The 23,965-nt window shown below is 70.7% G+C and carries 22 protein-coding genes and 1 tRNA gene; 12 read left to right on the top strand and 11 right to left on the bottom strand.

The genetic code is table 11. The annotated features are described in order from the left end of the window. Positions 1 to 36: 36 nt before the first annotated feature. The gene (arfB, locus tag BIV23_RS19620; RefSeq protein WP_071382189.1) at positions 37 to 474 is read right to left on the bottom strand and encodes an alternative ribosome rescue aminoacyl-tRNA hydrolase ArfB; all 438 of its coding nucleotides are present in this window, start codon (positions 472 to 474) and stop codon (positions 37 to 39) included. A gap of 167 nt (positions 475 to 641) precedes the next feature. On the opposite strand from arfB, the gene BIV23_RS19625 reads away from it, so the two are divergent. Beyond that, the gene (locus BIV23_RS19625; RefSeq protein WP_071382190.1) at positions 642 to 1,217 is read left to right on the top strand and encodes a TerD family protein; all 576 of its coding nucleotides are present in this window, start codon (positions 642 to 644) and stop codon (positions 1,215 to 1,217) included. A gap of 111 nt (positions 1,218 to 1,328) precedes the next feature. Here the strand turns inward: BIV23_RS19625 and BIV23_RS19630 are convergent, their stop codons facing one another. Next, on the bottom strand, positions 1,329 to 2,729 hold the full coding sequence (locus BIV23_RS19630) for a M1 family metallopeptidase (protein WP_177239962.1): 1,401 nt from the start codon (positions 2,727 to 2,729) through the stop codon (positions 1,329 to 1,331). A gap of 147 nt (positions 2,730 to 2,876) precedes the next feature. Here BIV23_RS19630 and BIV23_RS19635 point away from each other — a divergent pair, with 147 nt between their 5' ends. Next, entirely contained in the window at positions 2,877 to 3,377 is a 501-nt protein-coding gene (locus BIV23_RS19635) for a hypothetical protein (protein ID WP_071382191.1), read from the top strand. A 77-nt stretch (positions 3,378 to 3,454) separates the two neighbouring features. Here the strand turns inward: BIV23_RS19635 and BIV23_RS19640 are convergent, their stop codons facing one another. The 3 genes from BIV23_RS19640 to BIV23_RS19650 all read right to left on the bottom strand — a co-directional run bounded on the left by BIV23_RS19640 (position 3,455) and on the right by BIV23_RS19650 (position 6,349). Further along, on the bottom strand, positions 3,455 to 4,135 hold the full coding sequence (locus BIV23_RS19640; protein WP_071382192.1) for a pentapeptide repeat-containing protein: 681 nt from the start codon (positions 4,133 to 4,135) through the stop codon (positions 3,455 to 3,457). A 107-nt stretch (positions 4,136 to 4,242) separates the two neighbouring features. Beyond that, positions 4,243 to 5,673: an NAD(P)/FAD-dependent oxidoreductase gene (locus BIV23_RS19645; RefSeq protein WP_071382193.1), complete on the bottom strand. Its 1,431-nt coding sequence runs from the start codon at positions 5,671 to 5,673 to the stop codon at positions 4,243 to 4,245. A gap of 10 nt (positions 5,674 to 5,683) precedes the next feature. Continuing rightward, positions 5,684 to 6,349, bottom strand: coding sequence for a rhomboid-like protein (locus tag BIV23_RS19650; protein WP_177239963.1), 666 nt, complete (start codon positions 6,347 to 6,349; stop codon positions 5,684 to 5,686). Here BIV23_RS19650 and BIV23_RS19655 point away from each other — a divergent pair. Further along, on the top strand, positions 6,348 to 7,268 hold the full coding sequence (locus BIV23_RS19655; protein WP_071382194.1) for an aminoglycoside phosphotransferase family protein: 921 nt from the start codon (positions 6,348 to 6,350) through the stop codon (positions 7,266 to 7,268). The two genes, BIV23_RS19650 and BIV23_RS19655, sit on opposite strands and share 2 nt — an antisense overlap. Positions 7,269 to 7,380: 112 nt before the next feature. After that, positions 7,381 to 9,354 (top strand): hypothetical protein, encoded by a 1,974-nt coding sequence (locus BIV23_RS51960; RefSeq protein ID WP_071382195.1) that lies wholly within the window; start codon positions 7,381 to 7,383, stop codon positions 9,352 to 9,354. Positions 9,355 to 9,404: 50 nt separating this feature from the next. Here BIV23_RS51960 and BIV23_RS19665 read toward each other — a convergent pair whose 3' ends face one another. Then, positions 9,405 to 9,779 carry an ArsR/SmtB family transcription factor gene (locus BIV23_RS19665; protein WP_079173247.1) on the bottom strand — a complete coding sequence of 125 codons (375 nt, stop codon included), beginning with the start codon at positions 9,777 to 9,779 and terminating at the stop codon, positions 9,405 to 9,407. Positions 9,780 to 9,844: 65 nt separating this feature from the next. Between BIV23_RS19665 and BIV23_RS19670 the strand changes: the two genes are divergently transcribed. Together BIV23_RS19670 and BIV23_RS19675 are read left to right on the top strand one after the other, a co-directional pair. Next, positions 9,845 to 11,071 carry an MFS transporter gene (locus tag BIV23_RS19670; protein ID WP_071382196.1) on the top strand — a complete coding sequence of 409 codons (1,227 nt, stop codon included), beginning with the start codon at positions 9,845 to 9,847 and terminating at the stop codon, positions 11,069 to 11,071. A 160-nt stretch (positions 11,072 to 11,231) separates the two neighbouring features. Beyond that, a complete protein-coding gene (locus BIV23_RS19675; protein WP_071382197.1) occupies positions 11,232 to 11,909 on the top strand; it encodes a GAP family protein in 678 nt (225 codons plus the stop codon). A gap of 251 nt (positions 11,910 to 12,160) precedes the next feature. Here BIV23_RS19675 and BIV23_RS50395 read toward each other — a convergent pair whose 3' ends face one another. Beyond that, positions 12,161 to 13,192, bottom strand: a complete 1,032-nt coding sequence (locus BIV23_RS50395; RefSeq protein WP_071382198.1) for an LAETG motif-containing sortase-dependent surface protein — start codon at positions 13,190 to 13,192, stop codon at positions 12,161 to 12,163. A 591-nt stretch (positions 13,193 to 13,783) separates the two neighbouring features. Between BIV23_RS50395 and BIV23_RS19685 the strand changes: the two genes are divergently transcribed. Then, on the top strand, positions 13,784 to 15,004 hold the full coding sequence (locus tag BIV23_RS19685) for a S53 family peptidase (RefSeq protein WP_071382199.1): 1,221 nt from the start codon (positions 13,784 to 13,786) through the stop codon (positions 15,002 to 15,004). 268 nt (positions 15,005 to 15,272) lie between these two features. Here the strand turns inward: BIV23_RS19685 and BIV23_RS19690 are convergent, their stop codons facing one another. From BIV23_RS19690 to BIV23_RS19700, 3 genes are all read right to left on the bottom strand, one after another. Further along, on the bottom strand, positions 15,273 to 16,151 hold the full coding sequence (locus BIV23_RS19690; protein ID WP_483883311.1) for an SCO4651 family lipoprotein: 879 nt from the start codon (positions 16,149 to 16,151) through the stop codon (positions 15,273 to 15,275). Between the two features lie 249 nt (positions 16,152 to 16,400). Beyond that, positions 16,401 to 18,320 (bottom strand): hypothetical protein, encoded by a 1,920-nt coding sequence (locus tag BIV23_RS53250; RefSeq protein ID WP_281250161.1) that lies wholly within the window; start codon positions 18,318 to 18,320, stop codon positions 16,401 to 16,403. 914 nt (positions 18,321 to 19,234) lie between these two features. Then, entirely contained in the window at positions 19,235 to 19,924 is a 690-nt protein-coding gene (locus BIV23_RS19700; protein ID WP_245790576.1) for a peptide deformylase, read from the bottom strand. Between the two features lie 216 nt (positions 19,925 to 20,140). Here BIV23_RS19700 and BIV23_RS51970 point away from each other — a divergent pair, with 216 nt between their 5' ends. Both BIV23_RS51970 and BIV23_RS53255 read left to right on the top strand, forming a co-directional pair. Beyond that, positions 20,141 to 20,311, top strand: a complete 171-nt coding sequence (locus BIV23_RS51970) for a hypothetical protein (RefSeq protein WP_245790577.1) — start codon at positions 20,141 to 20,143, stop codon at positions 20,309 to 20,311. A gap of 302 nt (positions 20,312 to 20,613) precedes the next feature. Beyond that, positions 20,614 to 20,742, top strand: a complete 129-nt coding sequence (locus BIV23_RS53255; protein ID WP_281250162.1) for a hypothetical protein — start codon at positions 20,614 to 20,616, stop codon at positions 20,740 to 20,742. A 296-nt stretch (positions 20,743 to 21,038) separates the two neighbouring features. On the opposite strand, the gene BIV23_RS19705 is transcribed toward BIV23_RS53255, so the two are convergent. Beyond that, positions 21,039 to 21,112, bottom strand: a tRNA-Thr gene (locus BIV23_RS19705). Positions 21,113 to 21,318: 206 nt separating this feature from the next. Between BIV23_RS19705 and BIV23_RS19710 the strand changes: the two genes are divergently transcribed. From BIV23_RS19710 to BIV23_RS19720, 3 genes are all read left to right on the top strand, one after another. After that, a complete protein-coding gene (locus tag BIV23_RS19710) occupies positions 21,319 to 22,455 on the top strand; it encodes an ABC transporter ATP-binding protein (RefSeq protein WP_071382202.1) in 1,137 nt (378 codons plus the stop codon). Between the two features lie 209 nt (positions 22,456 to 22,664). Continuing rightward, on the top strand, positions 22,665 to 23,135 hold the full coding sequence (locus BIV23_RS19715; RefSeq protein WP_071382203.1) for a hypothetical protein: 471 nt from the start codon (positions 22,665 to 22,667) through the stop codon (positions 23,133 to 23,135). Between the two features lie 63 nt (positions 23,136 to 23,198). Beyond that, positions 23,199 to 23,930 carry a nucleotidyltransferase family protein gene (locus tag BIV23_RS19720; RefSeq protein WP_071382204.1) on the top strand — a complete coding sequence of 244 codons (732 nt, stop codon included), beginning with the start codon at positions 23,199 to 23,201 and terminating at the stop codon, positions 23,928 to 23,930. Positions 23,931 to 23,965: the final 35 nt, after the last annotated feature.

Raw genomic sequence — 23,965 nt, forward strand, 5'->3', positions numbered from 1 at the left:
AACCCTGACGTACGACGGCCCGGAAGTGTGACGGACCTACTGCCAGTCCCGGCCCGAACGGCCGCGCTTGGTGTCCGCGCGCTGCTTCTTCTCCCGCAGCCGGCGTTCGTTGATGCCGCGCGGGATGCGGGTGGGCCTGCGGGGCTTGGGCGGGGGCGCGCTGGCCTCCGCGAGGAGCGCGGCGAGGCGTACGGCGGCGGCCTCGCGGTTGCGCCACTGGGAGCGGTGCTCGGAGGAGCGGACGGTGACGACTCCGTCGACGAGCCGGCCGGCCAGCCGCTGCAACGCCCGCTCCTTCCACACCGGGGGCAGTGCCTCGGTGCGCGCGAGGTCGAAGCGCAGCTCCACCTGCGAGTCACTGGTGTTGACGTGCTGTCCGCCGGGCCCCGACGACCTGGAGAAACGCCACATCAGCTCGGCCTCGGGAAGGGAGACGGAGCCACGGATGAGGTAGGGACCGGACATGCCCACCATGGTCGCGCGGCTGACCCGTCCACGTCACCCGAAATACCCGGGTGCGGAAACCGGGGACGGGAAGTAAAGAAAGTAAAGAGAGCTGGAACCTTCCCGGGCTCCCCCGGCGTTGATAGGGGTAGCTGCACCTTTTCCGCCGTACCGAACCAAGGAAGGGACTCCCAAGAATGGCTGTAAGCCTGTCCAAGGGTGGCAACGTCTCGCTCACCAAGGAGGCTCCGGGCCTGACCGCCGTCACCGTGGGCCTCGGCTGGGACGTCCGCACCACCACCGGCACGGACTTCGACCTGGACGCCTCCGCCATCGCGGTCAACGCACAGGGCAAGGTCTACTCGGACGCCCACTTCGTCTTCTTCAACAACAAGCAGACGCCGGACAACACGATCGTCCACACCGGCGACAACACCACCGGCCAGGGCGAGGGCGACGACGAGGCCATCAACGTCAACCTGGCCGGACTCCCGGCGGACATCGACAAGGTCGTCTTCCCGGTCTCCATCTACGACGCGGAGAACCGCAGCCAGAACTTCGGACAGGTCCGCAACGCGTACATCCGCATCGTGAACCAGACCGGCGGCTCCGAGATCGCGCGCTACGACCTCTCGGAGGACGCGGCCACCGAGACCGCCATGGTCTTCGGCGAGCTGTACCGCAACGGCGCGGAGTGGAAGTTCCGCGCGGTGGGCCAGGGCTACGCCTCGGGCCTGGTCGGCATCGCCCAGGACTTCGGCGTCAACGTCTGACGGACGCGGCACCACCGAGCGGGGCCCCGGGCCACGGCGCACACCGCCGCGGCGCGGGGCCCCGCCGCGCCGGAGCCGTACCAGGGCTGTCGGGCCCCGCACGGCGGGGTGTCACGCGTGGGCCGGTTTGCCGTCGCCGTACAGCCAGTCCTTCCATATCCCGGTGAAGTCCGTGCCCGGGAACTGCTTCTCCACGTACGCGGTGAAGTCGGCGGTGTCGGCGCTGCCGTACCGGTGGGAGGCGGGCCAGCCGCGCAGGAGGGCGAAGAAGCCCTTGTCGCCGACCTTCTGCCGGATCTTGTGCAGGACCATCGCGCCGCGCTCGTAGACGGGGCTGTCGGAGATGTGGGCGGCGCCGGACGGCTTCGCGGGCGGGTAGGCCCAGATCCCGTCGTCGTCGCCGTTGTAGAGGTCGGTGAAGATCTTCTGGGCCGAGTCGCCGTCGTGGTCCTCCTGCCACAGCCACTGGGCGTAGGTGGCGAAGCCCTCGTTGAGCCACATGTCCTGCCAGGACTTCGGGGTGACCGAGTCGCCGTACCACTGGTGGGCCAGTTCGTGCACGACCGTGCCGGTGTCCGGGGCGCCGGGGAAGGTCGGCCGGCTCTGCGTCTCCAGGGCGTACCCGGCGTCGCCCTCCCCGGTGACGATCGCGCCGGCGGAGGAGAAGGGGAACGGCCCGAAGTTGTCCTCCTCCCATGTGACGATGCCGGGCAGCTGGGCCATCGCGTCCGCGCTGTCCTTCACCTGGTCCGGGGCGACGGCGGTGAGGATCGGCAGCCCGTGCGGGCCGGTGGTGCGGGTGAGGGTGAAGTGGCCGACGGCGACCGTGGCCAGATAGCTCGCCATGGGCTGGGCGGTGTGCCAGTGGTACGACGTACGGCCGCCCTGGGTGCTCCGGCCCGCCAACTCGCCGTTGGAGACGGCCTGGAGGCCCTTCGGGACGGTGACGGTGATGTCGTAGGTGGCCTTGTCGGAGGGGTGGTGGTTGCCGGGGAACCAGGCCATGGAGCCGACGGGCTCGCCGAGGCCGAGAGCGCCGTCGGAGGTGGGCAGCCAGCCCTCCTTGGAGCCGTCGGGGTCGGTGAGGGTCTGCGGGACGCCCGAGTAGCGCACGGTCGTACGGAACGTTTCGCCCGCATTCAGGTCGGTGTGCGGTCGGATGGTCAGCTCCTGCCCGGACCGGCCGAAGGGGGCCTGCCTGCCCTCGACGGTGACCGAGTCGACGTGCAGTCCGACGAGGTCGAGGTCGAAGGCGGACAGGTCCTGGAGGGCGCGGGCGGTGATGACCGCCGTACCGGTGAGCCGGCGGCCGGAGGGGGTGTAGTCGAGGGTGAGGGCGTAGTGCTCCACGTGGTAGCCGCCGTTGCCGGCCTGCGGGAAGTACGGGTCGTGCAGGCCTGGGCTGCCCGGGGTGCCGTGCACACCGCCGTCGCACCCCGTTCCGGAGAGGGCCAGGCTGAAGGCGAGCAGGGCCGCGGCGGCCGGGACGACGAGGCGTACGGAACGGGGCACGGCAGCGATCTTAGGCCGCACCGGTCTTACTTATGCGGCCCGAAATCAAGAGGCGGCCGGGACCCGTCCGGCAAGCCGCCGGTGCGCCTCCGGTGCGCCGTCGAGGGGCGGGCGGAGACTCTCCCCGCCGCGTGACACCATCGGTGCGTGCTCGACATCGGCTACGCCCTCTCCAACAAGTTCCCGGACCCTCCGCAGACCGACTACCGCCGCGCGGACGTCCACGCGCTGCGGCACGACCTGTTCTGCGGTGACGTCTATCTCGCGGACACCGAGTCGGACCGGGAGCTGTCCACAGCCTGGGGATGGGTGCCGGTGCTGGACTTCGCGTGGGCGCTGTGCGACATCGTGGAACGGCTGGACCGGGACCCGATGGGCTCGCGCGCCGCGCGCCCGCAGCAGGCGGAGCTGGACTTCACCGAGTCCACCGACCGGATGCTGTTCGAGCGCCGCTTCGGCTGGGTGGACATCGAGGCCGACTGGATGCCGGCCGAGGAGGCCCCGCTCAGCTTCAGCCACACCGAACTGCGCCGCGAGGCCCGCGACTTCCTGCACGATCTCGTCGCGGATCTCACCGACCTCCACGACGACCTGGCGGAGAACCCGGCGATCTGGACCCTCCAGGCCCGCTTCCCCCGCCTGCCGTGACCACCCCCGTGCCGCGACGCTTCCCCGCCTTGCCATGACGCCCCCACCCGCCGTGACACCCCGGCCCCCGGCGCCGCTCACTCCACTCTGATCCCCAGCTCCGCCGCCAGCACCGGCGCCAGATCCAGCAGTTGACCCGTACTGATCACCGCCCCGGACAGCCGGTCCAGGCCGCGGGCGATCTCCAGCGGGGCGGCTCCGCGCAGATCCACGTCCTTCAGCGTCGCGCTGCCGAAGTCGGCGCCCTTCAGCGCGCAGTCGACGAACTCCACCCGCTCCAGGCTCGCCCCCGCGAAGTCCGGCTCGACCAGCACACAGGACTCGAAGACGACGTCTCTGAGGCGGGCCTCGCGCAGATTGAGATAGTCGATCTTGCCGCCGCGGACCACCACCCGCTCCAGCACGGCGCCGTGCAGCTGGGTGCCGCCGAGGCGCGCGTCGACCACCTCCACGTCCCGGAACGTGGACTCGGCCAGATGCGTGCCGACCCCGCGCAGCCCCGTCAGCACCGAGTCCAGCACTCTGGCCCGGCCCAGCGCCGTACCGTCCACGGCGCAGCCCGCCAGCGCGCAATCCATGAACCGGGCACCCGCGCCGTCCTGCCCGCTCAGGTCCGCGTCCTGGAACTCCAGCCCGTCGTAGTCCCCGTCCGGCTCCAGCCCGCCGCCGGACCACGGGGTGAGCGGCGGCAGCCGCAGCTCCGGACGCCGCGCACCCTTCGCCCGCTTCCCACCCTCACCCGTCGCTCTCCTCACCATGCCCCCATGCTGCACCCCGCCACTGACAATCACCCTGGCCGGGGGAACGGACGCCGCCATGGGGCCCGTTCACGGGGGGAATCAACAGGGGCCCGGGCGGAACCGGTTCAGTGCCGCCCCGCCACCCGGTCCGCCGCCCTCGCCAGGCGGGAGGACTCCGTGCCGGGGTGGAGGCGTTCGCGCTGGTCGGCGGTGCGGTACGTGGCGTACATGCCGTGGACGCCCAGCCAGCGGAAGGGTTCCGGCTCCCACTTGCGGACCTTGTGGTTCACCCAGGGCAGGTCGGTGAGGTCCGTGCGACCGCCCTGGCCGGAGTCCCGCTGGACCAGGTCGCGCAGGGTGCGGGCGGCCAGGTTGGCCGTGGCGACGCCGGAGCCGACGTAGCCGCCCGCCCAGCCGAGGCCCGTCGAGCGGTCCAGGGTGACCGTGGCGCACCAGTCGCGGGGGACGCCCAGAACGCCCGACCAGGCGTGTTCCACCCGGACCCCGGCCAGGGAAGGGAAGAAGCGGGTCAGGATCTCGTGGAGGGCCTCGATCGTCGCCGCCTGCGTGCGGCCGTCGTTGTCCGTGCGCGAGCCGAAGCGGTACGGCACCCCGCGGCCGCCCAGCGCGATCCGGCCGTCGGCCGTGCGCTGCGCGTACATGTACGCGTGCGCCATGTCGCCCAGGGTCTCGCGCCCCTCCCAGCCGATCGACGCCCACTGCTCCTCGGTCAGCGGCTCGGTCGCGATCATCGAGGAGTTCATGGGGAGCCAGGTGCGCTTCTGGCCCTTCAACCGCGCCGTGAAGCCCTCCGTGCAGCGCAGCACGTAGGGGGCACGGACCGTGCCGTAGGGCGTGACCGCGTGCTTGGGGCGGATCTCGGTCACCGGGGTCGACTCGTGGATCACCACTCCGAGCGCCTCGACCGTCGCCGCCAGGCCCTTGACCAGTTTCACCGGGTGCAGCCGGGCCCCGTGCGGGGTCCAGGCCGAGCCCACCGCGTCCGCGACCCGGATCCGCTCGGCCGTCTCGCGGGCGCCGTACAGCTCCCGGTCCTTCTCGCCGTACGACAGCTCGTGCGCGTGGAAGGACTTCAGGCGCGCCAACTGGGCGGGGGTCGTGGCCACTTCGAGGACGCCGCCGCGGTGGACGTCCGCCTCGATGCCCTCGGCCCCGGCCACCGCGATCACCTCGGCGACCGTGTCGTTCATCGCCTTCTGGAGGCGTACGGCGGCCTCGTGGCCGTGCAGCTTCGCGTACCGGTCGCGGCCCGCGATCCCGTTGTAGAGCCAGCCGCCGTTGCGGCCGGAGGCGCCGTAGCCGCAGAACTTCTGCTCCAGGACCGTGATGCGCAGGAAGGGGGCGGCCTTCTTCAGGTAGTACGCCGTCCACAGGCCCGTGTATCCGCCGCCGACGATCACGACGTCGGCCGTGGCGTCCCCGGGCAGCGGCTCGCGCACGGCCGGGAGACCGTCGTCCGCGTACCAGTAGGAGATCCCGCCGTTGACGACGCCGCCCGCGAAGCCGGGGGCCGCACTGCTTGCCGAGCTGCTCATGGCCGGGACGTTAGCCCCTCGTCCCGGCCAGTGTCTCCTTCGGATTCCATGCTTTTCCGCGCCCTCTGACCAGCGGATAGCAGGCCAGCCCGATCAGCACCGAGACGAAGTGGCCCAGATCGGTGAAGGTCCGCCCCTCGGCCAGCGGCAGCCCGTAGACGACCAGCACCGCCAGCAGATACGCGTACCGCCAGGGGGGCGCGATCCGGTAGGTGAGCACCGCGATGACCCCGGCCAGCGCGTAACTCACCCCGATGTCCAGGGTGTTGACCGCGCGGTGCGGGGCGATGCCGTCCCGGATCGCGATCAGCAGGGCGCCCTCGCTGGTCAGCGTCGCGAACACGTGCGCCAGCGCGCACACCGCGAGCCAGCGGGCCGTGCCGAGCCAGCGCTCCGCGGGCGCGTGGAACACCGTGTAGAGGAAGGCGTACGGAATCCAGCGGCCGCTGTCGATCCAGAACGCGCTCGCCACCAGCACCCGCACCGGGTTGTGCGACAGCTCGTGGATGTTGGTCGAGCGCCGGCGCAGGAAGTGCTGCTCGAAGTCGGGCGACATGCGGTGCAGGGCGACGGTCGTGACGAACAGGACCAGCAGCCACACGTAGGTGCCGGGTGCGCTGCAGATCCACGACCGCACCGCCGTCCGTACCACTGTGAGGCCCCGCTTGATTCGCATGAGCCGATTCACGCACGCCGGTATCGTCCTGAACGTGATCGACATCCCCGACGGCCTGGCCGAGGCACAGGCGCGGTACAACGGCGCGGCGGGGCGGGCCTTCGTCGCCGCCCTGCCCGAGCTGGCGGCGGAGTTCCTCGACCGCTGGCGGCTGCGGCTCGACGGGCCCGCCATGAACGGCGTCAGCGCGCTGGTCCTGCCGGTCGTCGGCGCGGGCGGCACCCGGGCCGTGCTCAAACTCCAGCTGCCCGACGAGGAGACCGAGGGCGAACCGGTCGCGCTGCGGGTCTGGGACGGCGACGGCGCCGTACGGCTCCTCGACCACGATCCGGCCACCGGCACCATGCTCCTGGAGCGCCTGGACCCGTCCCGTTCGCTCTGCGCACGGGCCGACACCCGCGCCGCCGTTCTCGTGATCGCCCGGCTGCTGGCCCGGCTGACGTCCTTCCCGGCCCCGCCGGGCATGCGCCGGCTCGGCGACATCGCCGCCGCGATGCTGGAGCGGACCCCGTGGGCGCTGGAGCGGATCCCCGACCCCGGGACCCGCCGTACGGTCGCCGACTGCGCGGCCGCCGTGCGGGAGGTCGTCGGCGCACCCGGCGACCGGCTGCTGCACTGGGACCTGCACTTCGAGAACGTGCTCGCCGCCGACCGCGCCGACTGGCTCGCCATCGATCCCAAGCCGCTGGCCGGCGATCCCGGCTTCGAGCTGTGGCCCGCCCTGTGCAACCGGTTCGAGGCGGCCGAGGTGGCCTGGCGCTTCGACGCGATGACCGACGTCCTCGGCCTCGACCGGGAGCGGGCCCGCGCCTGGACGCTGGGCCGGCTGCTCCAGAACGCCCTGTGGGACGTGGCGGACGGCCACCCGGTCGAGGAGCACCAGTTGGAGATCGCCCGCCGGCTGCTTCCCCGGTCCTGACCGGGGAAACCATGATCAAGGATTTACCGCCCTCCCATTGTTCCCGGTGGACGGCGTGGCTAGTTTTCGTCCGCCCCCCGCTGTCACATCGGAACGTCAGAAGGGCACTTCCTTGCACGCACGGAGACGTCGGGCGGCATCCGCCGCCGCCGTCCTGTCCACCACCGCGCTCATATCCACCGCGCTGTCCACCGGCTGGCTCACGGCCGCCGCCTCCGCCGCTCCGTCGGCGAGCGGCACGGCCCACGCCAAGCACCTGTGCGCCCACTCCACCACGCCGGGCCACGTGGCGTGCCTCGCCGAGGCCCGCACCGACGTCCTCCAGCGCCTGACGGTGAGCCCGCACACCACCCCGTCCGGCTACGGGCCCGCGGACCTCCAGAGCGCCTACAACCTGCCGTCCGCGAGCGCCGGTTCGGGCCGGACCGTCGCGATCGTCGACGCCCTGGACGACCCGAACGCGGAGTCCGACCTCGCCGCCTACCGCGCCCAGTACGGTCTGCCCGCCTGCACCACCGCCAACGGCTGCTTCCACAAGGTCAACCAGACCGGCGGCACCACGTACCCGAGCCCTGACGCGGGCTGGGCCGGCGAGATCTCCCTCGACCTCGACATGGTCAGCGCCGTCTGCCCGCAGTGCCACATCACGCTCGTCGAGGCCTCCTCCACGAGCACGAGCGACATCGGCATCGCCGAGAACGAGGCCGTCGCCCTCGGCGCCAAGTACGTCTCCAACTCCTTCGGCGGCACCGAGGACCCGAGCGAGACCTACGCCGACGTCCAGTACTTCAACCACCCCGGCGTCGCCATCACGGTCAGCGCGGGCGACAGCGGCTACGGCGTCCAGTACCCGGCCTCCTCCCCCTACGTCACCGCGGTCGGCGGCACCTCGCTCAGCCGCGCGGGCACCACCCGCGGCTGGACCGAGTCGGTGTGGTCCACCAGCAGCACCGAGGGCACCGGATCCGGCTGCTCCGCGGACGAGGCCAAGCCCACCTGGCAGACCGACACCGGCTGCTCGCACCGCACCGTCGCGGACGTCTCCGCGGTCGCCGACCCGGCCACCGGCGTCGCCGTCTACGACACCTACGGCGGCTCCGCCGGCTGGAACGTCTACGGCGGCACCAGCGCCTCCTCGCCCATCATCGCGGCCACCTACGCCCTCGCCGGCACCCCGGCCGCGAACAGCTACCCGTCCACGTACGCCTACGGACACACGTCGGCCCTGAACGACGTCACCACGGGCAGCGACGGCACCTGCTCCACGAGCTACCTGTGCACCGCGGCCACCGGCTACGACGGCCCGACCGGTCTCGGCACCCCGAACGGCACCGCCGCCTTCGCCTCCGGCGCGACGAACGTCAACTCCCTCCAGCCCGGCCAGAAGCTCACCTCCGGCCACCGGCTGAGCAGCGCGAACATCACGCTGACCATGGGCAGCGACGGCAACCTGGTCGCGTACCTGAAGACGAACGGCACCAGCGGCAGCGGCCCGGCGATCTGGTCGACCCACACCAGCGGCCACTCCGGCGCCTACGCGTACATGCAGGCCGACGGCAACCTGGTCGTCTACTCCAGCACCGGCACCGCCCTGTGGTCCACCCACACCTACGGCCACTCCGGCGCCTACTTCCTGGTCCAGGACGACGGCAACCTGGTGGTCTACGGCTCCGGCGGCGGCCCGAGCACGGGCGGCTCGCTGTGGGCCGACGGCACCAGCATGCACTCGGCGACGATCGGCTCCGGCCAGAAGCTCACGGCCGGCTGGTGGGCCCAGGCCCGGTACACCCGCCTGGCGATGCAGCCGGACGGCAACCTCGTGCTGTACCGCAAGCGCGACGGCAGGGCGATCTGGTCCGCCGGCACCTACGGCCACTCCGGCGCCTACGCCTCCATGCAGGCCGACGGCAACCTGGTCGTCTACTCCAGCACCGGCACCGCCCTGTGGTCCACCCACACCTACGGCCACTCCGGCGCGTACGCGGTGATGCAGAACGACGGCAACGTCGTCGTGTACACCGCGACGGGCGGCACGGGCAAGGGCGGCGCGCTGTGGGCGAGCAACACACGGTCGTACGTGCCCTGAGCCGTACGTGAGGTGAGAAGCGGACGGATCCGAGCTGCGCGACGGTGACGTCAACGCGGGGTCGGCGCGCCCTCGGGTTCGCCGGCCTCGCGCAGCCGTTCAGGCCCCGGCTCGCCCGTCCCGATGTTGCGGATCACGGCGGCCAGCAGCCCCGGGAAGCGCCCGTCGAACTCGTCGACGCGCAGCCGGGCGCTCTGCTGCTGCCCCTGATGGCTGCGCCAGATCAGCCCGCACTCGCGCAGGACGCGGAAGTGATGCGAGGCGTTCGACTTGCTGATGCCGAGGTCGTTGTAGATCACCGAGCACTCGGTCTCGCCGCGCTCGGCCAGCAGGGCGACGATCCGCAGGCGCAGCGGGTCGCTCAGCCCGTGCATCGCCTGGGCGAGGCTGACGTTGTCGAGTTCGGCGTGAAACCTGTCGCGCATGCCTACGACCTTACTGCGCCGCACCACCCCTTCTAATGGTTCAACAACTCTTGTACCGTTGGACCATGAATCCAAGGATCTACCTCCTGGCCCTTGGCACCTTCACGGTCGGCACCGAGGGGTACGTGATCGCCGGCGTCCTCCCGGACGTGGCCCACGACCTGCACTCCACGGTGTCGATGTGCGGGCAGATGGTCACGGTCTTCGCCGTCGTCTACGCCGTGGCGGGTCCGCCCCTGATCGGCCGGTTCCAGCGCGTCCCGCTCAAGAGACTGCTCATCCGGGCGGCCGTCGGCTTCGCCGCGGCCAACGCGCTCGCCGCGGCCTCCCCCGACCTCCTCGCCCTGGCCGTGGCCCGGGTCCTCGCCGCGGTGGGCGCCGCCCTCTTCGCCGCACCCGCCGCGGCCGCCGCCGCCGCGCTGAGCGAACCCGAGGAGCTGCCCCGCGCGATCGCCGTCACGGCCGGCGGCAACGCGATCGCCCTCACCCTCGGCGCCCCCATCGGCACGGTCGTCGGCGCGGCCCTCGGCTGGCGGGCCTCCTTCGGCTTCGTCACGGCCCTGGCCCTCGTCACCGCCGCCGCCGTCGCCGCCTGGCTCCCGGACGTCCCGGGCACCGCGGGCGCCGCCGGCGGCCGGCTCGACCTGCTGCGCCGCGGCGCCGTCCGCTGGGGCCTGGTCACCACGTTCGGGCTCTTCCTGGCCGCCTACACCATGTACACCTACCTCGCCCCTGTCGCGCGGCGCTCCACCGGCCTGGGCAGCACCGGCGTGGCCGCCCTGATGGTCGTGTTCGGCGCCGGCGGGTTCACCGGCGGCCGCCTCATCGGCTCCGTCCTGGCCAGGCACGCGCTGGCGAACGTCCTGCGCACGGTGCTGCTGCTGGTCACCGGGTGCCTCGCGCTACTGACCCTCCTGACCGTCGCGCACCTGCACACGACGGCGCGGATCATGGCCTTCCCGCTCCTGTTCGCCTTCGGCACGGCCTGGTGGTCGGGCGGCATCAGCCAGCAGACCCGCCTGGCCGGCCTCGCCCCCGAGCAGCGCCCCCAGGCCCTCGGCCTGCACTTCTCCGCCCAGTTCCTCGGCGTCGCCGTCGCCGGCGCGCTCGGCGGCGTGACCCTGTCCACGATCGGGGCGGCGGGCGTTCCGGCGGTGGCGGGAGCGATCGCACTGGCGGCACTGATGAGTGTGCGTCAGGTGATGCCGGAGGCCGGCGCGGCCCGCGACGGTGCCACGACCCCGGCGGCCTCCACGACCTCCGCGGCGCCGGACCGTGCCCGCATGGAGTGAGACCGACCGTGCGACCACCGCGTCGCCCGTGCGACGAAGCCCCGCGACCGCGTCCGCCTCGCCCGGCTCGTCCCGACAGACGCACCGGGTCGCGTCTCGCCCCCCGAGGACAGATTCGGCCGGGCGCAGGACGATGGAACGAGGACATACGGAGGCAAAGATGGGTAAAGTCCTCGGTGACGTGCTCGGTTTCGCGGCCGCCGTCGCGGTCAGCCCGCTGCCGATCATCGCGATCATCCTGATACTCGCCACGCCTCGGGGACGCCTCAACGGGGTCCTCTTCACCGTCGGCTGGATCCTGGGGCTCTCGGCCCTGGGCGCGGTCATGCTCGGGATCGCTTCGCCCGCAGGCGCCTCGGCCCACCATCAGCCGGCCACCTGGGTCGGAGCCCTCAAACTCGCTCTGGGCCTGTTCCTCGCCCTCTTCGGCGCCCGGCAGTGGCACCGGCGCCCGAAGGACCCGTCCCAAGCCCGACTGCCGAAGTGGATGGGGGCGATCGACCGCCTCACGCCGGCCAGGATCCTCGCACTCGGGCTGGCCCTGGCCGCACTCAACGCCAAGAACGCCCCGCTGACCATCGCCGCGGGCGCCTCCATCGGCTCGGCCGGGCTGCCGGTCGGGCAGCAGATCGCATCGTTGGCGATCTTCGTCCTGATCGCCACCCTCGGCCTGCTGGCGCCGCTGGGAGTCTTCCTGCTCGGCGGCGAGCGGGCCAGGACCACGCTCGGCAGCTGGAAGGACTGGGCGGCTCAGCACAACGCCGCCGTGATGGCCGTCCTGTTCTTCGTCCTGGGACTGAAGCTGCTCGGCGACGGCATCTCCGTGCTCGCTTCCTGAGAGCCGGGAAGCCGAGGCCGAAGACCGCGTCCGGCCTGGGAGAAATCCCAGGCCGGAGCGGGTGTCGGAGCCCCCTGAGGGCATGCTGATCACGGTAGTCGTCGCCATCCAGGTCCTCACCGTGGTGCTGCCGGCTCTCACGAGAGTCGGCAGCGTTGAGAGCGTGACCTGCCCTTGCCCCTGCCACGTGAAAGGGCCCGCATCCGTGTCCGGATGCGGGCCCTCGGCTCGTTCACGGCCTGGTTACGGCGTCAGGCCGCGGCGCCGCCCGACTTGCGGCGACGCACGACGAACACCGCGCCGGCGCCGACCACCACGGCCGCGCCGCCGATACCGGCGATCAGCGGGAGGGCGGAGGAGGTACCGGTGTGGGCCAGCGAGCCCGCCGCGTTCGTGTCCGAGACCGGGACCACGTGGGAAGTGCCCTTCTTGGCCGGGGCCTTGGACGGCAGCGGAGCCTCTCCGCCCGTCTGCGGGACCGGGGTGGAGCCCGTGGTCGAGGTGCCCGGCCTGACGATGTCGACCTTGTAGGCGGCGAAGCCCGTCGCCACGCAGTTGTTCTTCGTGTCCGGGTAGACGCCCAGGCCGATGGTGAGGGCCTTGCCGACCGGGGCCTTGGCCGTGACGTCCAGCCGGAAGCTGAGGTCGACCGCGGTCCTGCCGGGCAGGTCACCCGGGCCCAGCGAGCCGAAGGCGTATGTGCCGTCGTCCGTGACGTCGAACCACTGCTTGGCGTCCGGGTCGTACGCCTGGAGCACGACCTGCTTGAGCGTGAACGGGTTGTCGCCCTTCACCGGACCGACGCCCGCGGCCAGTTCGATGTCCTTGATGGCGTCCTTGGACGGGTTGGTCACCGTCATCTTGAACGGATGCCAGCCACTGCCCTTCACTATCTTGCCGGGCAGGCCACTCAGCCCGATCCGGAGGGTGGCCTTGTACTGCGGGTTCTGGTCCTCGCAGAACCCGAGGTCGGTGGGTTCCACGGTCGGCGTCGGGACGGCACTCGGCACGGCCGAGGCCGATCCGGCCGGGGCCGTGGCCCCGTCGGAGGCGGACGCGCTCGCGGTGGCGGGGGCCGTGGCGGCGGCGGTCGCGGAGGCCGTGGCGACGGGGGAGGCGGTGTCCGTAGGGGCCTCGGAGGAGGAGTCCGCGGCGGAGGCACTGACGGTGGGAGTGGCCGAGGCCGAACCGTCATCGGCATGCGCCACGGTTGCCATCGTCAACGCGGCGGGGGCGACAGCGGCGGTCGTCGCGACCGCCACAAGGGCACGGCGAAGCTTCATGAGACCTCTTCTGGGCAAAAGAAAACCGAGAGGCCGTAGCGGTGGTGGGGGCACGCGGTGCGGCAGGCGCTGATCATAAGGCGGCTCGAAGGGAACGCACAGGCACCCTGTCAGCGGATGGATCCAGCCACGCCTGGGCCGGTGACCGCAGACCATAACGAAAGGTGCAGTTGCCCTCGACTCCACGGTTTCTCCGTGAAGAACCTCACGCCCACCCCGGTGCTGAGCTGCTGAATTGGCATCCCGAGAAGGCTCGGCCCTTCAACGCCGACCGCAGGATCGCGAGGCCGGGCGGGATGCCGACACGACTCAAAAAGCCTGCACCGGAGGGGGATTGCTGACTGAATCCATTCGAACCGCCCCGGCCGATCAAGTCATGGAAAGGTCGACTTTAGCCCATGTCCTAACCATGAACAGAGCATGGATAACTCAGGAAAGGTAAAGGAACGTCCCAGGTTCAACCTCCGCCTTGTTGACGAGGCCCCAACATCCGTACGTTCTGCGCGACCCCGGCGCGACACCCCGCGCCGTGGTGGCACCGCGCACCCCCCACAGCCCTTCCCGGTACACCCACCATGTGGAGGACGTACGTTGCGCAGAACCGTTTCCCTCACCGCCGTGGCCACGCTCGCCACGGCCGCCCTCGCCCTGGCCGCCCCCATCGGCCAGGCGGCCCAGGCCTCCGCCTCCCCGTCCCACGGCGTCTCCGTCGCCCGCGCCTGCGCGGCTCCGACGAAGAAGGACCAGATGGCCTGCAACGCCCTTCAGGTCACCGCGGGCACCCCCGCCTCGGCGCACGCCGAGAGCGCCCTGACGGCCGCCGCCGCTCCCTCCGGCTACGGCCCCGCCTCGCTCCAGTCGGCCTACAACCTGCCCTCCGCCAGCGGCGGTTCGGGCCAGACCGTGGCGATCGTCGACGCCTACGACGATCCCAGCGCCGAGTCCGACCTCGCCGTCTACCGCTCCCAGTACGGCCTGTCCGCCTGCACCACGGCGAACGGCTGCTTCAAGAAGGTGGACCAGAGCGGCGGCACCAAGTACCCGCGCGGCAACTCCGGCTGGGCCGAGGAGATATCCCTCGACCTCGACATGGTCAGCGCGGCCTGCCCCAACTGCAAGATCCTGCTGGTGGAAGCCAGTTCGGCAAGCATGACCAACCTGGGCACGGGCGTGAACACCGCAGTCAGGCTGGGCGCCAGGTTCGTCTCCAACAGCTACGGCGGCTCCGAGTCCTCCAGCGACGCGTCGTACGACTCCACCTACTTCAACCACCCGGGCGTCGCCATCACCGCCTCCTCCGGCGACGGAGGCTACGGCGTCGAGTACCCGGCGGCCTCCACGTACGTGACGGCAGTGGGCGGTACCTCCCTCACGACGGCCTCCAACACCCGCGGCTGGACCGACACGGTGTGGAGCGGGGCGGGCTCCGGCTGCTCCGCCTACGACGCCAAGCCCAGCTGGCAGAAGGACTCCGGCTGCGCGAACCGCACGGTCGCGGACGTCTCGGCGGTCGCCGACCCCAACACCGGTGTCGCGGTCTACGACAGCTACGGCCAGGGCAGCGGCTGGATGGTCTTCGGCGGCACCAGCGCCGCCTCCCCGCTGATCGCCGCGGTCTACGCGCTGGCCGGCACCCCGTCCTCCGGCTCCTCCCCGTCCTCCTTCCCGTACGCCCACACCACGGCCCTGAACGACGTCACCAGCGGCTCCAACGGCAGCTGCGGCGGCTCCTACCTCTGCACCGGCACCACCGGCTACGACGGCCCGTCCGGACTCGGCACCCCGAACGGAACCGCCGCGTTCACCGGCTGACCCCCGCGGGCCGGGCCGGTCGGCCGTACACACCGCGCGGAGGACCACAGGCCACCTTGCCGCGGCACGCCCGGCCCTCGGCCACTGGGCTGGAGTCGGCGATGATGCCGGCTCCGGCCTCGGCTCGCGCGCTCTCCGGCGGCCGGGAGGGGACCAACCCCTGCAAACTGGGCTGCGCCACCCCCCACTCATGCTGAGCGAGGGGTGGCGCCTTTCGCCCTGTTGGGCCCCGCAGTACGGGGCCAGGGGCGTGCTGGAACCTTTCGGATCAGGCCGTGCCGGTCTGGTTGCCGCCCGTCACCGAGTGGAGAGTGAAGGTGTCCGACGCATCGGGGACGGACAGATCGACCGAGACGCCGTAGTCGGAGAAGTAGGTGGTCGAGGTGACCTCGGCGGTGTCCGTCTGCATCTGCTCCTGCGTCCGCACCGGCAGGTTCTCGCTGTTGACCCAGAGGTCGATGTCGTCGTCCGCAGCACCTGATGCCGCGAGTCGCTGCTTGAGGAACTTCACGTCATCAGGCGTCAGGCCCTGCCTTCCGGCGATCAGCTTGGCCACGTCCAGCGTGCCCGTGTAATGGGTGGCGGCAGTGCCGCGTACCGTCTCCCGGCCCACCTTGCGCAGATCGCCGCTGGAGATCAGCATCCGTACGGCCAGGGCGGGGTTCGCCTGCTTCAGCTGGTCGGTGCTGGCCTTGCCGGCAGCACCTTGCGCGGCGATGAGGGCGAGCGGCTCCTTGATCCAGTGCTTGCCGCCGAGCCTGGCCAACTTCTGAGCGGGCACCTTCACGTACAGGGCGTCGCTGCGGATCTTCATCTGCATCGGGGGGACCGGCGTCGGGGTGGAGGACTTCACCGACAGCGTGACGTTGCCCTGCAGACCGTTGGCCCAGTCCTGGTCCCCGACGTTCCGCATCTGCCGCAGCGTGCCCATCGTGATCGTCTGGTCGATCCTGGCCGAGTGGACCTTGGCCGTGGCGTTCTTCACCTGGATCAGGTAAGCCACCGGTGAGACAGCGACCGCTGACGGCGTGGCGGACGGGTGGGGGGCCGTCGCAGAAGTGGACTTGCCGCCGCAGGCGGAGACAGTGCCCAGAGTCGCCGTGGCGGCCGTGACCGCCAGAACCGTACGGAACCGCGTGCCACGCATGGCGCGACCCCCCGTTTTCTCTTGTCCGACCAGTCGGATGTTCGAATAGTGGGCGCAGACTAGCGCACGGAACCGGCCATGCCGGCCTCAGGGTTGGGCGAACCGAACGCGGTAGAAGGTGCGAGATAACTCCGGGGCAGATGTGGGGGCTCCGACCGGCCCAAGACAGTCCTCGTGGATCGCTGCCGGGCTGACATCCACCGTCGTCGTCCAGGAGTCCCCTGGGCCGAGGCCCAGGGGAGTTCGTGGTCAGCGTCGGTAGTACGGCAGCGACGAGCCGGACGCGGTCGCGAGTACGGCTTCCGTGCCGAGGCTGTTGCCGCTGTCCTGGTACATGGACAGTTGGCCGTCGGACCAGCGCACGAGGTAGTCGTTGGACCGGTTGTCGGTGCTGGTGAAGTTACCCGCCGTGGTGAGTGTGGCGTGGGTCCACAGCGTGCTCGGGGCCCGCAGTCGCACTTCTCCGTGGAAGCCGTACTGGTTGATGTCCGGGTACAGGGTCAGTTCGCCGTCGGACCAGCGGACCACGAGGTCCGACTCGTTGGTCCCGGCGAAGTCGGCGGACGTGAGGGATGTGGCGTGTGTCCAGGTGGAGTTGGCGGGGTTGAGCCGGACCTCGCTGTGGAGTCCGGTGGAGTTGAGGTTCTTGTAGAGCGTGGTCTCGCCGTCGGACCAGCGCACGATCAGGTCGTCGGGCCAGTGGTCGTCGGTGGTGTAGCGGCCCGCCGTCATGCCGACCTCGTGCTGCCACAGCGTGCCCGGCTTGACGAGCGTGATCTGGCTGTGCAGGCCGCGCGCGTCGACGTCGGGGAAGAGGGTGAGGCTGCCGTCGCTCCAGCGCACCAGCAGGTCGTAGGTGTTGGTGCCCGTGAAGTCGCCGGCCGTGATGGAGACGGCCTTCGTCCAGGTGGTGTTGGCCGCGACGAGCTGTATCTCCTTGTCGAACCGTCCGTTGCCACCGCCCCGGTACAGCGTCAGCTCGCCGTCGGACCAGCGCACGATGAGGTCGCTCTTGTCCGGATCGGGCGAAGCCGAGGGAGTGAAGGAGCCGGAGGTGACGAGGGTGGCGTGGGTGAGTGTGGAGGCGCCGGGCAGCACATTGGGACGTGCGGGGGCGGTGCCGGCGACCGCCGCCTGGTACAGGTTCTGGACGTCGGAGCCGTAGGCGGAGCTGTAGGAGACATCGGCGGTCGGTCCGCCGGTGTCCCAGCCGCCGATGGTGCCCACCACGTCGCCGGTGCCGGTGGTCGGGTCGAAGTTCTCCAGGAACGGGCTGCCACTGGTGCCGGTTGCGAAGCCGTTGCAGGCGATCCGGAGGTACGAGCCGGGGGTGCCGTCGGTCGGGGTGTACTGCGTGGTGTTGTTGTCACAGGTCAGGGGCTGCGTGGCGGCGCCAGGGTAGCCGACCAGGCGAATGCTGGGGAAGGCGTAGCCGCGGCCCGTGGCCAGGTTGTTGCCGCCCACCACGTCCTGCACCTGCTTGCCGTCGCTGCGCGCGCCGACCTGGGCGAACGCCATGTCCCACGGGGCGCCCTGGACGTGTCCGAGGTCGTAGTAGCGGGGATCGATCCAGACCCGGCTGCGGCCTTCGGAGTCCGTGGCGACGGGGAAGATGCCGTACGGCTGGGGGTTGGCCGCGGTCCACTGGGGGACGAACGCGAGCGAGCCGCCGCCTGCCCGCCCGTCCATGCAGTGCCCGGCGGTGAGCACGATGTTGTGGTGCGGGCTGTTGATGACGCTCGCGGTGCAGAAGTAGGACCCGCTGCTGGTCTGCATGTACATCCGGCCGACCATCGGCAGCCCGCCGAAGTAGGAGCTGGCAGGACCTGTTCCGCTCGTGCTCGTGGGGGACGGGCTCGGCGAGGCGGTGGGACTCGCCGAGTCCGACGCGCTGGGGGAGGTGCTCGGGGCGGCGGACGAGGTGTCCGTCGGGGTGGCAGTCGGGGTGTCTGTAGCGGTGGCGGAGGGATCCGGGGTCGAGGTGTCGGTGGGTGTGTCCGTCGGGCCGGCGGTGGCGCTCGGCGTGGCGTCCATCGGGACCTCGCGCAGGTCCTGGGCGTTCGGACCACCCTTCACCGGCGGCTTGACGAGCCCTTGGAGCGTGGGGTGGGCGGCGGCCTTGCCCGTGGTCCGCGGTTTGGCGTCCGGAAGCGGCTTCGCTTCTGCCATGCGCTGCGCAGTCCAGAACCGCTTGGCCGCAAGGGCTGTCCAGTGCGGCGCGGAGGCTGGTAGACGCGGGGCGGTGTCCGGTATCGCGGACGTGTACGCCGGAGGAGCGTTCGTGGCGCCTGCCGTATCGACCGAGACGACGAGAGTTCCGGCCAGCGCGGTGATCGCGCCTACGGCGGCCACGAGAAGGGCACCGCGCCGACTCGCGCGGTGCCCGGCAGTTCTGCTCACTTTGGGCTGAATTCCCCCCACTTGGCGTGATCCTCTGTCACGCTGGCGATAGGATTAGCAGAGAGTACGGCACTGTTGCCCAGTGATCGAACTATCGGGCGAATTCGCCCGGGCGATGAGCCGACGGCCGGTGCCTGCTCCCGGACGCACAGCGGGATCGGGCCGAGGCGCCGCGTTCAGCTTCTTCAGGTCAGGCTGGTCAGCCGACTCGGGCCTCTTCCACGGCTGAGCAACCACCATCACTGCTCCTTCTGATGAGCCTTCGCCTGGTCTGTTGATCTGGCGCGCCGGTGTCCGCGCTCAGAGGCGTCAGGATCTGTCACGCCTGTCATTCAGCGGCTGCTCTTGGCCGATGCTGCCAGTGCTCGTCTTGAGTCGTCAGGGCCGTCCGTGAGGCGCCCACGCTGGATGCACCACCCAGTCGGTGCCACACGGAAGGCAGATCCTCATGGGACAGATCGGCGTGCGCCTCGTAGTACTCCTGCTGGTCGGAGTCCTTGTCGTCGCCCTGACCCCGCATGCGCCCGAAGCCGGGGCGGCCTTGGTCGGAGCCACTGCGGTGGTGGCACTACTCGCCCAACTCATGGGCCGCGAATGACTCTGGACGAGCAGAGATGCCTGGAGCCATGCACACTCGGCGAAACCAGCACCACCGGCACGCGTCGACACGGCTGATTTCGGTCCTACTCGTAAGCCCGAGCTCGCCCAGTCTGCCGGTACTCCTCTACGGGGATCGGATCGACCTCGGGCAGCATGCGGGCCGTGTGCAGAAGTCCGTCGGGGTGGTCGATTTCGTGGTGGCTGAGCCGGGCGAGGCCGCGTTCGTACCCGGTCGTCGTTGTCTCGCCGGTCAAGGCCGTGGCATCCACCGTGATCTTCGGCGGGCGGGGGATGAGGCCGCGGACGTCGAAGAAGCTGAGGCAGCCCTCGTACTGCTCGTCCGTCTCCTCAGAGTGGTCGGTGATCCGGGGATCGAGCAGGATGACGACCGGAGCGTCGTCGGCCGGCAAGACGATGGCGGCAGAGCGGGCGATGCCGATCCACGGGGCGGCGATGCCCATGCCCTTGCCCTTGGCGAAGGGATGGACCTGGCCGATGCGCTCGATGGCGGCGAACAACTCGTCCACGATGCGTTCGGTCTCCTCGCGCCCGGCCGGCAGGTCGAAGACACGGGTCGGTTCGGCAAGGATGCCGGCGTGGACGACGCCGAGGTCTCGCATGCGCCGGCTGGGCCGCACGTCAATCACCTGAACTCCCTTGATTCGACTCGCCTTCGGGCCGCGCCCTGAACCGCCGTTCCACTTGAATTGCCACAGACCGACGTTGTCGCTGCGGACGGGCGGGGTCCGCAGCGGGGAGGCTTCGGCGGTCATGGAGGTTTCGGTGCCCCATACGACGGGGCCGAAGTCGGCTGGACCTCTTCGGCCGACGCCGCACCGAGCGCACCGGCCTGGACGACAGCCTCGAGAAGACGCGCGACCGACTTGCCGCGCTACCGCACGTCCAGGTCGTCTCCGACCGGGGCGACCGCGTCCGCTACCGCAGCCCGCTTCGGCATCGCCCCCTTCCGGCCCGGCTGCCCCTGGTTGATGAGCGTGATCGACTGCCAGGGCATGGGCCTGCCCGTGATCTCTCCCCGCCTGGGCTGGCTCGCCGAGCACATCGATCCCGAACTGCGCTTCACCACCACCGAGGAAACCGTGGCTCCGGCCGAGCGCCCGGCCACGGATCACGAGGGCCTGCAAGATCATGACGGGTGATGGTCCGCGATCATGATCGATCCGGTTTTTCCTGGTCAGAGTATGTGCGCTGTGATGCGCGGTGCGGCTCGTGACGGCTCGTGCCGCACCATCCGCTCACGCATCGCTCACACAGCCCGTAGGTTTGACCAGTGCACATGCCCGCCCCAAGGCAGGACCCGACCGCGCACGAATGCCGAGGCGGAGTCCGTGACAACAGGAGATGTTGGTTGTCATGGTGGCGAGCCGACTGGGAGTGACGCGACCGCCCTTCATGGGATGAACTTCACCTCCGGGAAGGCCGGGCACGGGCCGTCGAGCAGGTGCCCCTGCCCCCGGTGCCGCAGGTGCAGGTCGAAGAACGCGAGCGGGTACGCCTGCTGGATCCGTACGGCCCGGGCCGGATCGAGGGTGCCGATCCAATCCTGGATCTGCTGGTCGGTCTGGGCTGAAGAGCCCCTGCTGGAGGGCGGCGGACCTGGCGATCGCCGAGGCCGCAGCGCGGCTCGTACCGCGCGCCCGCCGAACGGGTGATGCCGAGAAGCCCGAAGCCGAGCGAGAGGCGGCTGACGGCGGGAAATCCGGCACCGAGGAGATGCCGGCGGATGCCGAGGAATCCGTCGACCAGCCGGGCGGTGGCGGCGCATCCGCTCACGCGCCGCTCACGCAAACGGCCCCGGACGCGGAGCCCGAGGCCGAACAGAGCGTCTGACCTGGGATAAACCCCAGGTCAGAGCTGGTTTTCCAGAGCCCCCTGTCGGATTCGAACCGACGACCTTCGCTTTACAAGAGCGGCGCTCTGACCAGCTGAGCTAAGGAGGCGTGCGCATGGGCGCCCGTGCAGTGTACCCACCTCTGCGCCGGCTCCTGTCGAAAATTTCCGCGAAGTTCACCGTGGCCGGGGTACTGACAGACCGAGTGGACGCCAGGTAGCGTCCTGAGCCAGTTCACTCGCGTGGACTACACCAACCACCTTCCTACAACGGATCGTCCGGCACGTTCCTGCCGGTAGAAGGGGGCCCATCACCATGGCCACAGTCACGTTCGACAAGGCGACCCGGATCTACCCGGGTTCCACCAAGCCCGCCGTCGACGGTCTCGACATCGCGATCGAGGACGGCGAGTTCCTCGTCCTGGTCGGCCCGTCCGGTTGCGGAAAGTCCACCTCCCTGCGGATGCTCGCGGGCCTGGAGGACGTCAACGGCGGCGCCATCCGCATCGGTGACCGCGACGTCACCCACCTGCCGCCCAAGGACCGGGACATCGCCATGGTGTTCCAGAACTACGCCCTGTACCCGCACATGACGGTCGCCGACAACATGGGCTTCGCGCTCAAGATCGCCGGCGTCAACAAGGCGGAGATCCGGCAGAAGGTCGAGGAGGCCGCGAAGATCCTCGACCTCACCGAGTACCTCGACCGCAAGCCGAAGGCCCTGTCCGGCGGTCAGCGCCAGCGTGTCGCGATGGGCCGCGCGATCGTCCGTGAGCCGCAGGTCTTCCTCATGGACGAGCCGCTGTCCAACCTGGACGCCAAGCTCCGCGTCTCGACCCGTACGCAGATCGCGTCCCTGCAGCGGCGCCTCGGCATCACCACCGTCTACGTCACCCACGACCAGGTCGAGGCCATGACGATGGGCGACCGCGTGGCGGTCCTCAAGGACGGCCTGCTCCAGCAGGTCGACTCGCCGCGCAACATGTACGACAAGCCCGCGAACCTCTTCGTCGCCGGCTTCATCGGCTCCCCCGCCATGAACCTGGTCGAGGTCCCGGTCACCGACGGCGGCGTGAAGTTCGGCAACAGCGTCGTCCCCGTCAGCCGCGAGGCCCTGACGGCCGCCACCGACAAGGGCGACCGCACGGTGACCGTGGGTGTGCGCCCCGAGCACTTCGACGTGGTCGAACTGGACGGGGGCGCGGCCGCCTCCCTCTCCAAGGACAGCGCGGACGCCCCGGCCGGTCTGGCCGTCTCGGTGAACGTGGTCGAGGAACTGGGCGCCGACGGCTACGTCTACGGCACCGCCGAGGTCGGCGGCGAGGTCAAGGACCTGGTGGTCCGCGTCAACGGCCGTCAGGTGCCGGAGAAGGGCGCCACGCTGCACGTCGTGCCGCGGCCGGGCGAGATCCACGTGTTCTCCACGTCGTCGGGCGAGCGCCTCTCCGACTGAGCTGGACGTTTGCGCCGGAGTTGACGAATGGGGCCCCGCGGAGTGCCGCGGGGCCCCATTCGCGCCGTATGCACCGACGGAAATACCCCGGCACAGCGACCATTTCGGGTGAGCGGCGTCAACCCCATACCCAGAAAACGGCGCGTCCTCATCCCCCGTAAGGGTGACTCAATGTCGCCAAATCATTACCGGGCGCTACCCTCACACGCGTGAAGCACTCCACCAACCCTCAGACGCGACGCGGCCACCGGGGCGGCCCTGCCCGCCACATCGGCCGCACTCTCGCCCTCGTCCTGCCCGTCGTCCTGGTGCTCTCCGGGACCCTCGCGGTCACGCGGGTCAACTGGACCGGGAGCCCCCGCAGCTCGGTGCTGGCCGCCTCGGACGTCTCCCCGGCGGAGGTTTCCCCGGCGTCCGCCAAGAAGGTCCCCGAGGCCCCGCAGGACGCGCTCCGTGACCGGCTGATCGGCGAGCTCCAGGACAAGAACCCCGGGGAGGTCCTCACCCACCTCCAGCAGGCGGTCAACGACCACCCGTCGCTGGCCAAGCACTGCTCGTCCATCGCCCGCGCCCTGGGCCAGGCCGCCGCGCGCATCTACGGCGCCTCGCACGCCCAGTCCTACGCCCGCCCAGTGTGCGACACGTCGTTCGCCTCGGGCGTGCTCGCCGCGCACAGCTGAGCCGGGGCCCGGGCCCGCGTCGTTGTCGGCCGGCCCGGGCGGGGCGCCACGTACAGTGCGGACATGACCCATCCCAACGCCGCGTCGCGCCCCACCCAAGCCGTGGTCCTGGCCGGTGGCCAGGGCTCCCGACTGCGCCCGTACACCGACGACCGGCCCAAGCCGATGGTCGAGATCCCCGGCACGGGCACTCCGATCATCGGCCACCAGCTGTCCTGGCTCGCCGAGGAAGGCGTCACGGACGTGGTGGTCTCCTGCGGCCACCTCGCGGAGGTCCTCCAGAAGTGGCTGGACTCCGCCGACCTGCCGGTCTCCGTCACCACCGTCGTGGAGACCGAGCCCCTCGGCCGCGGCGGCGGCCTCAAGTACGCCGCCGCGCATCTGCCCCGCCCCGACCAGCCGTGGTACGCCACCAACGGCGACATCTGGACCCGCTTCTCCCTGCGGGACATGGCCGACTTCCACACCGAGCGGGACGCCACGGCCACCCTGGCCCTGGCCCGTCCCCGTATCCCGTGGGGTGCGGTGCGGACCGACGGGTTCGGGCACATCACCGACTTCATCGAGGCCCCGCCGTCGACGTTCGAGATCAACGCCGGCGTGTACGTCTTCTCGCCCGAGTTCGCCGAGACGCTCCCGGACCGCGGCGACCATGAGCGGACCACCTTCCCCCGGCTGGCCCGGGAAGAGCGGCTCTTCGGATTCCCCATTCCGCAGGGGGCCTACTGGCGGGCCATCGACACCGCGAAGGACCTGACGGAAGCCGCCAAGGAGCTGGCGGCCCTGGGCCGTTGACGGAAAGCCCCGAAAAGGCCGACGGCGACAGGCCG

The sequence above is a fragment of the Streptomyces monashensis genome, assembly GCF_001866665.1.
Taxonomy (GTDB): Bacteria; Actinomycetota; Actinomycetes; order Streptomycetales; family Streptomycetaceae; genus Streptomyces; species Streptomyces monashensis.